Here is an 11,019-nt window from a genome sequence, read left to right as displayed (position 1 = left end):
GAACGGACCCCCACGCCGAGCACTTCCCAGCACGGGCGGCAAGCACCCACGCGGAGCACGCCGCATATGGCAAAAGTGTTGTGCGCCTGCGACATCACAGTCAGGACGACCGACCGCCACCACTCGATGCGCCACCGCCTTCCTCTCGTGAGGCGCCAGGCCCGAGAGGAATGGCCCACAGCTGGCAGCACGTGGACGGTCAGTAATCCCGACTCGCGATCAATCGCCGAGGCGGTGACCACAACCCACCAAGCACGCTTGGTAACTTGAGTCCGTGCTACGCGGGCGGCAACCGCGTCGTTTACGACGCCGGCGGCCGCCCGCAGTGCTGTCCGGGCCGGGTTCGAGACCTCGCGAGACTAACCCGACCGGGCCGCGTCCGCAATCGACTTCGCCTCGGCCGCACCGGCTTCCAGAGCCTCGCAGCAGAAGATGATCCAGTCCCGCAGGCCCGACTCGGTACCCGCCCCGAAGTTCGTCGCCAACGTGCGGTACTCGCCTACCCGCTTGAACCAGGTCACCTCCGGCACGCCGAGGCAGTGCGGGTCCAGCCCGGTCGCGGCGCCGACGAGCCGGGACGCGGCACGGGCGACGACACCGTTGGCAGCGGGGAAGGCGTTCACCGCCAGCAGCTCGCCGTGCACCACCGCCACGAGCACCGGCGCCGGGACCGAGGTGGCGCCGGTTGTCAACTGCCCCAACAAGTTGAGACGTTCGGCGACATCCGTCCCACTTCGGGGCCGCCCGAGATCTTCCGGGTCGTCGACGAGGTCGGCGGCGGCGAGGGTGTGCAACCTCGCCAGCGCCTGTGCGGGTGCTCGGCGGATCACCGAGGTGAGTGTGAGCAGAGAATCGCCGTCGAGGGCCTGCGACACCCGCATCGCGCCGGCGAGGATCGGGTCGTCGAAGTCGCCATCGCGTCGGAGCTCGACACTTCCGCCGTCGATCGCGGCCGAGGACCGGCCCGCCCGCCACGACGCCTCGGTGGCGGTCTTGTCCCATCCCCGCAGGTTGGCGGGGTGCCGGTGCACTGCGGACAGGGCATCCCGTGCTCGATCGGCGGCGGCGGCGACGCCGGGCAGCTCCAGCAGGGGCAACAGTGGGTCGGTGGTCACGAACCGACGATAGTTGCGGCCGCGGACCGCTCACCAGGTCGCCCTCGGTTCGGTCGATCAGGGCTACCGATTCGAACACCCGCGGCGACAACCGAATAGATACCGATGATCCATTGTTAGTCACCGTTTCAGAAATTCCGCACCTGTAATTGTCCGTGACGTTCGTCAGTTGACTGACCGAAGCGCATCGCTCCCGACGTCGGTGCGGTCCAGAGACCATCGCGACCGCTCGTCGCCGCTTACCCGCCGTTCGTCGCCAATCGGCCGCGCTCACATACCGGACGGTTCCAGCCTAGACCGCGACGTGACTACGCTCACACTGATTGCCCGTTCTGACGCCAGGTCACCCTACTGTTGGGTGACCGCCGTCGACAGCGAAAGGCCCTTGTCACCGATGTCCTCCACCGTCCAGGCATTTCCTCCCTCCGACGAGTTCGTCGCCCAGGCCAACGGCACCGCCGAGATGTATGACCAGGCCGATGCCGATCGCCTCGAGTTCTGGGCCGAGCAGGCCCGGCGGCTGGACTGGGCCACCGAATTCACCACCACCCTCGACTGGTCCGACGCCCCGTTCGCCAAGTGGTTCGTCGGTGGCAAGCTCAACGTCGCGGTCAACTGCGTGGATCGGCACGTCGCCGCAGGCAAGGGCGATCGGGTCGCCATCCACTGGGTCGGTGAACCCGGCGACACCCGCGACCTCACCTACAGCCAGCTGCTCGCCGAGGTCAGCAAGGCCGCCAATTACTTCTCGTCCATCGGGCTGGTCGCCGGTGATCGTGTCGCCATCTACATGCCGATGGTCCCCGAGGCCCTGATCTCGATGCTCGCCTGCGCCCGCCTCGGCCTCACCCACTCCGTGGTCTTCGCCGGCTTCTCCTCCGGAGCGCTGCGCTCCCGCGTCGACGACGCCGAGGCCAAGCTCGTCATCACCACCGACGGGCAGTACCGCCGTGGCCAGCCGGCGCCGTTGAAGACCCAGGTCGACGAGGCGCTCGGCACCGGCGACGACGCGGCGGAATCCGTGGAGAAGGTCCTCGTCGTGCGTCGTACCAACCACGACCCCGACCTGAACTGGGTCGAAGGCCGCGACGTGTGGTGGGAAGACACCGTCGACGAACAGTCGGACACCCACGACGCCGAGGCCTTCGATGCCGAACACCCACTCTTCCTGCTCTACACCTCGGGCACCACCGGCAAGCCCAAGGGCATCGTCCACTCCTCCGGCGGTTACCTCACCCAGGTCAGCTACACGTTCCACTACGTCTTCGACCACAAAGAAGGCCGCGATGTCTTCTGGTGTGGCGCCGACATCGGCTGGGTGACCGGCCACTCCTACCTCGTCTACGGTCCGCTCTCCAACGGCGCGACCGAGGTCGTCTACGAGGGAACCCCCAACTCCCCCAACGAACACCGCCACTTCGAGATCATCCAGAAGTACGGCGTCACCATCTACTACATCGCGCCGACCCTGATCCGCACCTTCATGAAGTGGGGACGGGAGATTCCCGACGCCCACGACCTGTCCAGCATCCGGCTGCTCGGCAGCGTCGGCGAACCGATCAACCCCGAGGCCTGGAAGTGGTACCGCGAGGTCATCGGCGGCAACTCCGCGCCCATCGTCGACACCTGGTGGCAGACCGAGACCGGCGCCATCATGATCTCGCCGCTGCCCGGCGTGACCGCGACCAAGCCGGGATCGGCGATGAAGCCCCTGCCCGGTATCAGCGCCAACATCGTCGACGACCAGGGCAACCCGGTCGGCGCCGGTGAGCAGGGCTACCTCGTGCTCGACCAGCCGTGGCCGTCGATGCTGCGCGGGATCTGGGGCGACGACGAGCGTTTCCGCGACACGTACTGGTCACGTTTCGCCGAGCAGGGCTGGTACTTCGCCGGCGACGGCGCCCGCTACGACGAGGACCACGCACTCTGGGTCCTCGGACGCGTCGACGACGTCATGAACGTCTCCGGCCACCGCATCTCCACCGCCGAGGTCGAGTCCGCGCTCGTCGGGCACTCCGGAGTCGCCGAAGCCGCGGTCATCGGCGCCGCCGACGAGACCACCGGCCAGGGCATCGTCGCCTTCGTCATCCTGCGCGAGGGCGTGGAGAACACCGGCGACCAGCTGATCGCCGAACTGCGCCAGCAGGTGTCGGTGGAGATCTCGCCGATCGCCAAACCCCGCGAGATCAACGTCGTCCCCGAACTGCCCAAGACACGCTCGGGCAAGATCATGCGCCGCCTGCTCAAGGACGTCGCCGAAGGCCGCGAACTCGGCGACACCTCCACCCTCGTCGACCCCTCGGTCTTCGAAGCGATCCGCGCGAAGAAGGCCTGAGGCCGTTCGAGTTCTCCAGGGCCTGCCGACCTGAGGTCGGCAGGCCCTGCCCGTCTTCGCGCCACTCCATTCGACGGGTGGCTCGCCACCCCATTCGACGGGTGGCTCGCCACCCCATTCGACGGGTGGCTCGCCACCCGGACCGCCCGCGCATGGCAACATATGGCCATCAGCCGAACAACGGAGGATTCTGTGAGCCCCAACGAGCACGGCCTGCCCGACGCGGGCCGGGACTCCGTCCCGTCGATCCCGCTCTCCGACGCCAACGCCGGCCGCAACGGCGAGCCGACGATCGGAAGCCTGGTCAAGGACGCGACCGCCAGTGTCTCCACCCTGTTCCGATCTGAGGTCGCGCTCGCCAAGGCCGAGCTGGTCACCGAGGCCAAGAAGGCCGGCGCGGGCACCGGGCTGCTCATCGTCGCCGGTGTGATGGCGCTCTACGCGAGCTTCTTCTTCTTTTTCTTCCTCGCCGAACTGCTCGACGAGTGGGTCTGGCGCTGGCTGGCGTTCCTCATCGTGTTCCTCATCCTGGTGGCGGTCACGCTGATCGCCGCGTTCGTCGGATACCTGTTCTTCAAACGCGTGCGCGGACCCGCGAAGACGATCGAGACGGTCAACGAGCTGCCGACCGTCCTGCCCCACCGGGCCGCGGCGCACGACACCACCACGCACCCGAGAATCCCGCCCGCCCGCGAAGGGTGATCCGTGAGCGAGGAGCCCGACCCCTCGACCGTTCGTCTCCCGGGTGATTGGGAGCATCTCGACGTCCGCGCCAACGGAGTCCGTTTCCACGCCGTCCAGCCCGCCGGCGTTCCCGCCGATGACCGCCCGCTGGTACTGCTGCTGCACGGTTTCGGGGAGTTCTGGTGGAGCTGGCGACATCAGCTGACCGCGCTCACCGACGCCGGCTTCCGCGCCGTCGCCGTCGACCTCCGCGGCTACGGCGACACCGACAAACCGCCGCGCGGCTACGACGGCTGGACCCTGGCCGGCGACACCAACGGCCTCGTCCGCGCGCTCGGACACACCCGGGCCACCCTGATCGGACACTCCGACGGCGGCCTGGTCTGCTGGGCGACCGCCACGCTGCACCCACGCGTCGTCGATCGGATCGTCGTCATCGCGTCCCCGCACCCCCGCGCCCTGCGTCGACGCGTGTTGCGCGACAAGGCACAACGCACACAGTTCCTACCTCTGTTCCTGCGCAACCAGATCCCCCGCCTCGGTGAACGGCAGGTCACCCGCGACGACGCGGCCTTCGTGTCCGACTACTTCGCGGAACGGTCGTCGGCTCCATGGCGCGGTGAACCCGACTACGCGCACACCGTCGAACTCAACCGGTCGGCCATGCTGATCCCCAACGTCGCGCACTGCAGCCTGGAGTACCGGCGCTGGGCGTTCCGTTCGCAGTTCCGACCCGACGGCGCCCGCTTCATGGAACTGATGGACCAGCGGCTGCATCTCCCCGTGCTGGCCCTGCGGGGCCGCGACGACCCGTACATCCTCGACGACGCGATGGCCGACAGTCACCGATGGGCCGCGCACCAGACGTATCGGCAGGTCGAGGGCAGCGGCCACTTCGTCCATCAAGAACAACCGGCCGCGGTGACCGAGCACATCCTCGAGTTCCTACGCCACGAACCCGCACCCACGGCCGACGGCGCGCGCCGCTCGGCCCGCAAGGTCAGGCGAGGACGCAACGTTGCGTACTCACCCGCTCGCTTCGTCGCTCGGATTCGTCGAAGTCGGAGCGCACCTGACGGGCGGTGAGCACGAAACCGGTCTCGTCGGCGGCATTCTCGGCCGCACCGAAGACCACACCGAGCACCTCGCCGTCCGAATTCAGCAGCGGTCCACCCGAATTGCCCTGCCGGATCAGACCACGGACGGCGTAGACCTCACGGGTCACCTGCCCGGTCCGGTAGATGTCGTCACCGGTGTGGGCGAAGACCGCACGCACCCGCAGCGGGCTCACGTAGAACGGTCCGGCCTCGGGGAAACCGAGTGCGATGGCGTCGTCCCCGGTCGACGCGGGGCGTGAGGCGAACCGCAGGGCCGGCGCCCGGAGGCCCGGGACGTCGAGAACCGCGATGTCGTTCTCGCTGTCGAAGAGCACGACGCGCGCCGGGAGCTGCGCCCCCGTCGAGGTCTGGACCTCCAGCCGTTCGGTGCCCGCGACCACGTGCGCGTTCGTCATGACGCGCTCCGGAGAGACGACGAACCCGCTCCCCTCGAGAGCCTGCCGGCAGCTCGGTGCCACGCCTTCGATCTTCACCACGCTGGGACGCGCCTGCGTCACCACCGGCAGTTCGGCCAGCGCCTGATCGGGAGGGTCGACGTTCGTCGACGGGGTGCTGACGAACGGGAGCTTCGGGAGTCCCGAACTGTCCAGGAGCGCCTTGAAGTCGTCCGGGATGTCGTCGACCCACTGCGGCGACACCGCGTCGACCCCGGTGAGCACCTTCGAGTCCCGAACCGCCCCGGCGATCGCCGGGTCGGCGGACTCGCGCAGCGGGATCGCCAGCAGGCCCGCGGCCAGCAACACCGCGACCACCTGCAAGAGCGAGCCGACTCCGCTGTCGACGGCGCGCAGCCCGGGCGACCGGATGCCACCGCGAGCCGCACGTCCCAGAACCATGCCGGCCACCTCGCCGACGACCACGAGCACGACCAGCACCAGAATCCCGGCGAGCACCCGCACCTGCAGATCGTCGAACTGCTCGATCAGGCGGGGCGCGAGCAGCAGACCGGCTACGGCGCCGAGTGCGACTCCGATGAACGCCAGGGCCGAGGCGACCGCACCCGACCGGTACCCGCTGGCCGCCGCGAGCAGGGCTATGCCGATCACGATGATGTCGACCCACGTCGAGCCGGTCATCGGGTACCTCCGGGCTCGGCGTTACCGGCGTCGACCACGTCGCGGTCGTCCGGGTGCAGCTCCGCGAACCCGGATTCCTGCCGGCTCCCGGCGAGCTCGATCATCTTCTCCAACGAACGAACGTCGGCGGAGTCCCACGGACGGTCCCAGCCGGACACCTCGCTGATGGCGGCGATGAGCCCACCCGTGAATCCCCAGACGAGCAGCTGTTCGACGAAGAACGCGGGCCCCTTGTAGACGATGCCGACCGCCTTGCGGCGGACCTGGAACCGGTTGTCCGGGTTCAGCAACTCGCGCAGTTTGATCCGGTCCACGCGCGCGGTCTCGCCCTGGTCGACGACGCGCACCTCGCTCGGGCGGTGCCAGTAACCGATCACCGGGACGACGTCGAAGCCCGAGACCCCGACGGGAAAGCTCGGCAGGGTCGCGAGGATCGTCACCCCGGATGCGTCGAGGCCGGTCTCCTCCGCCGCCTCGCGCAGCGCGGTGCCCACCGGGAAGTCGTCGCCGGGATCGGCCGCGCCCCCGGGGAACGCGACCTGCCCGCTGTGCTGGCGAAGTGTGGGAGCGCGCTCGGTCAGCAGGACCTCGGCGTCGGCCGGCACCCCGCCGGGATGATCGTCGGCCGACTCCCACGAACCCGAGAACAGGATCAGAACGGCCGCCGACCGGGAGTTGGTCGGCAACATCGACGCCCAGCGCGATCGATCCCCGCCGCGGTTGTCGACGCTTTTCCTGACGGCGCTGACATCGTCGGTCAACGCCCGCAGCCACGGCGGGATCTCGTCCCTCGGGACCAGCGGTCCCGCATCGGCGCGCGAACGCCCGCTCATATCCGCACGCCCAGATGCTCGGCCACCGAATCGGCGATCTCCTCCGGACTGTCGAAGACACCGGGATAGACCTCGGCAACCGTGCCGTCGGGTCGAAGAAAGACGGTCGAGGGGAACACCCTGGGCGCGTTGATGGCCGCGGCCACCTTTCCGTCGAGGTCGAGCACGGACGGCAAGCGGACTCCGATCTCGGTGAGCAGCGTCAGCGGGAAGAACGGGTTGCTACCGCCTTCCTTGGCGTGCAGGGCCAGCACGGTGACCCGGTCGCCGGCCCGCGCGGCGAACTCCTCGAAGTAGGGCAGCTCGGTCTTGCACGGACCGCACCACTGCGCCCAGACGTTGATGACGAGCGGCCGGCCGGCCGTCGAGGCACCGAGGTCGTAGGGCGCTCCGGTACTCAAGCAGGGTTCGACGACGCCGTCGAGGACGGAGTCCGGCGACTCCGGCAGTCCGGTGACCGGGCAGTCCGGCAGGTCGGCGGTGCTGCGCGCCTCCGCCAGACGCGCCTCGTCCACCGGCGCATCGATCGGGCGGACTCCACTCGACGAGGGCGGTGCGCTCGACATCGGCGACGGATCGTCCCCGCGCGGCCAGATCGCCACGATCAGCGCGATCATCACGACCACGAAGACCACGGTCCATCGCGCGGCGGGCGGGAAACGAGAACCCCGGGGCGACGCCGGGCCGCTTGGTTCGCTCACGGGGCCGCGATCCCGGCCAGCGCGAGGAGATGCTCGGTCTCCGGCCCCTTCACCAGGGCCGCGGCCTCGGTCTTGTCCATCGGTCCGGTGCCCACCGACGGACAGTCCTTGGCGAGGACGCACACCCCACACGCCGGCTTGCGCGCATGACACACCCGTCGGCCGTGGAAGATCACCCGGTGCGACAGGTCCGTCCACTCCCGCCGCTCGATCAGCTCGCCGACCGCGTGCTCGACCTTCACCGAATCGGTCTCCTCGGTCCACTGCCAGCGCCGGACCAGGCGGCCGAAGTGGGTGTCGACGGTGATGCCGGGCACACCGAACGCGTTGCCCAGCACCACGTTCGCGGTCTTGCGCCCGAACCCGGGCAGCGACACCAGATCCTTCAGATTGTCCGGGACCTCCCCGTCGAACCGCTCGACGAGCGCCTGCCCGAGTCCGATGATCGAGTTCGCCTTGTTCCGATAGAAGCCGGTGGGACGGATCATCTCCTCGAGCTCGGTGCGGTCCGCCCCGGCATAGTCCGCGGCCGTCCGATACCTGGCGAACAGCGCGGGGGTGGTCATGTTCACACGCACATCGGTGCACTGCGCCGACAGGATCGTCGCCACCGAGAGCTCGAGCGGGTCGGTGAAGTCGAGTTCGCAGTACACGTGCGGGAAGGCGACCTGGAGGGTCCGATTCATCCGCCGAGCGCGCCGGACCAATCCGAGATGGGTCTCCTGCTTGCGTGCCGGGGTCGGTCCCGCGGCCGCAGACTTGCGTGCGCTCACCTGATTCAGGTTAGCGATGCGCACGGCGAAGCCCGATTCCGCTGGCCCCCGACACGGGGCGAAGCACTCTCACACACCCCCTGAATGGAACATCACCGCAGGTCAGAACCGCGTGTTCGCCCTGGGAGAAGGGCTGGTCACGGCCACATCGGCGTGCTCACGCGCAACCTACGGTCAGGTAACAAGTCAATGACGGCGGCCCTCTCGATGCGGTTCCGGGCGGGTCGATTGTGTTTACTTGTCCCCATGCACGGTCTCGCGGCGCTGCTGTTCCCGGCTGTACTCATGTTGTTCGCCATGGGCATGGACAAGGTCCAGTCCCGGATCGACCGCTCGGCGGTCTCACGCGATGAGGTGGAGGACTTCCTCGACTCGGCCGACGCCCAGAACGTCCAGACCCTCGCCCGCGAGGGCATGCCGGCCGCGCTCGACGAACTCCGCGACCGACGGGTCACCCGTCACGAATCAGCGGTGTCCGGCCACACCGAATCGCCGCAGCGGGCCAGCTGACCGGCCGTCGCCGCCCCCGCTTCCGTACCGCCCGACCACCGCGTCGACACTCCGCCAATCGGACACACCCGCAATGAGCTTCCAGTGACCCATCCAACACATATGCTTGTGCGCGGGGTAGCGTAGCCAACGGCGCGATCTGACGCGGGCTGTAGAGAGATTCGAGAAAGGTTCCCTAGGTGGAAGAAGTACTGGCGCGGGCGGGCATATTCCAGGGCGTCGAGCCCTCCGCCGTCGCGGCGCTGACCAAGCAGCTTCAGCCCGTCGACTTCCCTCGCGGACACGTGATCTTCCACGAAGGCGAGCCCGGCGATCGGCTCTACATCATCATGTCCGGCAAGGTGAAGGTCGGCCGACGCTCGCCCGACGGACGCGAGAACCTGCTGACGATCATGGGCCCGTCCGACATGTTCGGCGAACTCTCCATCTTCGATCCCGGCCCCCGTACCTCGTCGGCGACGACGGTCACCGAGGTCCGCGCGGTGTCGATGGACCGTGACGCGCTGAAGGCGTGGATCAAGGACCGTCCGGAGATCGCCGAGCAGCTGCTGCGCGTGCTGGCACGCCGCTTGCGCCGCACCAACAACAACCTCGCCGACCTCATCTTCACCGACGTGCCCGGTCGCGTCGCCAAGCAGCTCCTGCAGCTTGCGCAGCGCTTCGGCACCCAGGAGGGCGGCGCGCTGCGCGTCACCCACGACCTGACCCAGGAAGAGATCGCCCAGCTCGTCGGCGCGTCGCGCGAGACCGTCAACAAGGCGCTCGCCGACTTCGCCCAGCGCGGATGGCTGCGCCTCGAGGGCAAGAGCGTGCTCATCGCCGACTCGGAGCGTCTCGCGCGCCGCGCGCGCTGACTCGAGTTCATCACGAAGCCGCTCGCTCCTCCGGGAGCGGGCGGCTTTGCTTCTCCCCGCTCCCGGAGGTGCGAGCGGCGTTGCTTCTCCCCGCTCCCTGAGGTGCGAGCGGCGTTGCTCCTCCCCGCTCCCTGAGGTGCGAGCGAAGCGAGCCTCGAAGGGTCAGGCCTCGCGCAAATACTCCAACTGTGCCTTCACCGACATCCGCGCGGCGGGCCACAGCTTCTTGTCGACGTCGGAGTACACCTTGCGCACCACCTTCATCGGCTTCGCGTCGCGGGCCGAGACACCCATCGTGTCCAGAGCGGCGACGATCTGGTCGATCCGCTCCTCGCGATGCGCCTTGTAGTACCGCGCGACGGGGCCCAGATCGGGATGGTCCGGACCGTGCGCCGGGAGCAGTGCCGCTCCTTCCCCTTCGACGATCAGACGGTTCAGCGAGTTCAGATAGTCGCGCAACCCGCCGTCGGCGGGATCGAGCACGGTCGTGCCACTCCCGAGGATCGTGTCGCCGGTCAGGACCGCACGTTGTCCGTCGTGTTCGACGAGGAAGCTGACGGAATCCCCCGTATGTCCCGGGGTGAACAGCACCGTGATCCGCAGACCCGCGGCCTCGATCACCTCACGATCCCGCAGTGGCGCCCCGTTGCGGCAGTGCTTCTCCAACCGAGCGCGTACCGGCGCACCCGTGCGCTTGTGCAGGCGCGACACCCCGCCGGTGTGGTCGAAGTGCCGGTGGGTCACCAAGACCAGTGCGACCCCGGGCAATTCGGCGAGGCGCCGGGCGTGGTGTTTGTACTTCGGCGGTCCCGGGTCGATGACCACGCATTCCTCGCTGCCGGGAGCGCGCAGCACGTAGGTGTTCGTGCCGTCGAGTTCCATCATCCCCGAGTTGTCGCACAGCAGGACCGACGCGAAGGGGGTCACTTCCCGCAGCACCCCGTAGGCAGGGTGCGTGGGTGCGGCGTCGTTCGGTGAGCTCATGGTCCCCGAGCCTATCCACTCGGTGCGAGGAACCGG

The 11,019-nt window shown here is 68.6% G+C and carries 11 protein-coding genes; 5 read left to right on the top strand and 6 right to left on the bottom strand.

All coding sequences use genetic code 11. The annotated features are described in order from the left end of the window. Window positions 1–359 precede the first annotated feature (359 nt). Window positions 360–1,115, bottom strand: a complete 756-nt coding sequence (locus tag M4D77_RS00450; RefSeq protein WP_165630699.1) for an oxidoreductase — start codon at window positions 1,113–1,115, stop codon at window positions 360–362. A 394-nt stretch (window positions 1,116–1,509) separates the two neighbouring features. Here M4D77_RS00450 and acs point away from each other — a divergent pair, with 394 nt between their 5' ends. From acs to M4D77_RS00435, 3 genes are all read left to right on the top strand, one after another. Next, on the top strand, window positions 1,510–3,450 hold the full coding sequence (gene acs / locus M4D77_RS00445; protein ID WP_068970209.1) for an acetate--CoA ligase: 1,941 nt from the start codon (window positions 1,510–1,512) through the stop codon (window positions 3,448–3,450). 192 nt (window positions 3,451–3,642) lie between these two features. Further along, entirely contained in the window at window positions 3,643–4,152 is a 510-nt protein-coding gene (locus M4D77_RS00440) for a phage holin family protein (RefSeq protein WP_165630700.1), read from the top strand. 3 nt (window positions 4,153–4,155) lie between these two features. Then, window positions 4,156–5,220: an alpha/beta fold hydrolase gene (locus M4D77_RS00435; protein WP_137808647.1), complete on the top strand. Its 1,065-nt coding sequence runs from the start codon at window positions 4,156–4,158 to the stop codon at window positions 5,218–5,220. Here M4D77_RS00435 and M4D77_RS00430 read toward each other — a convergent pair. The 4 genes from M4D77_RS00430 to nth form a co-directional block, all read right to left on the bottom strand. Continuing rightward, window positions 5,135–6,328, bottom strand: a complete 1,194-nt coding sequence (locus tag M4D77_RS00430) for a MarP family serine protease (RefSeq protein WP_065630682.1) — start codon at window positions 6,326–6,328, stop codon at window positions 5,135–5,137. The two genes, M4D77_RS00435 and M4D77_RS00430, sit on opposite strands and share 86 nt — an antisense overlap. Continuing rightward, entirely contained in the window at window positions 6,325–7,161 is an 837-nt protein-coding gene (locus M4D77_RS00425; RefSeq protein ID WP_137808648.1) for a CoA pyrophosphatase, read from the bottom strand. The genes M4D77_RS00430 and M4D77_RS00425 overlap by 4 nt, the downstream gene beginning before the upstream one ends. Next, on the bottom strand, window positions 7,158–7,778 hold the full coding sequence (locus tag M4D77_RS00420) for a TlpA disulfide reductase family protein (protein WP_240199209.1): 621 nt from the start codon (window positions 7,776–7,778) through the stop codon (window positions 7,158–7,160). Before M4D77_RS00420 ends, M4D77_RS00425 begins: the two co-directional genes overlap by 4 nt. 80 nt (window positions 7,779–7,858) lie before the next feature. Continuing rightward, window positions 7,859–8,548, bottom strand: coding sequence for an endonuclease III (gene nth, locus M4D77_RS00415; RefSeq protein ID WP_249356304.1), 690 nt, complete (start codon window positions 8,546–8,548; stop codon window positions 7,859–7,861). Window positions 8,549–8,881: 333 nt separating this feature from the next. Between nth and M4D77_RS00410 the strand changes: the two genes are divergently transcribed. Then, window positions 8,882–9,145, top strand: coding sequence for a hypothetical protein (locus M4D77_RS00410; protein WP_058251089.1), 264 nt, complete (start codon window positions 8,882–8,884; stop codon window positions 9,143–9,145). A gap of 179 nt (window positions 9,146–9,324) precedes the next feature. Further along, a complete protein-coding gene (locus M4D77_RS00405; RefSeq protein WP_004022089.1) occupies window positions 9,325–9,999 on the top strand; it encodes a Crp/Fnr family transcriptional regulator in 675 nt (224 codons plus the stop codon). 162 nt (window positions 10,000–10,161) lie between these two features. On the opposite strand, the gene M4D77_RS00400 is transcribed toward M4D77_RS00405, so the two are convergent. Further along, window positions 10,162–10,983: an MBL fold metallo-hydrolase gene (locus M4D77_RS00400; RefSeq protein WP_065630678.1), complete on the bottom strand. Its 822-nt coding sequence runs from the start codon at window positions 10,981–10,983 to the stop codon at window positions 10,162–10,164. Between the last annotated feature and the right edge of the window lie 36 nt (window positions 10,984–11,019).

The sequence above is a fragment of the Gordonia sp. p3-SID1431 genome (assembly GCF_025143765.1).
GTDB lineage: Bacteria > Actinomycetota > Actinomycetes > Mycobacteriales > Mycobacteriaceae > Gordonia > Gordonia hongkongensis.
The sequence above is the reverse complement of the archived record's forward strand: the minus strand, read 5'-3'. Positions and strand labels throughout refer to the sequence as shown.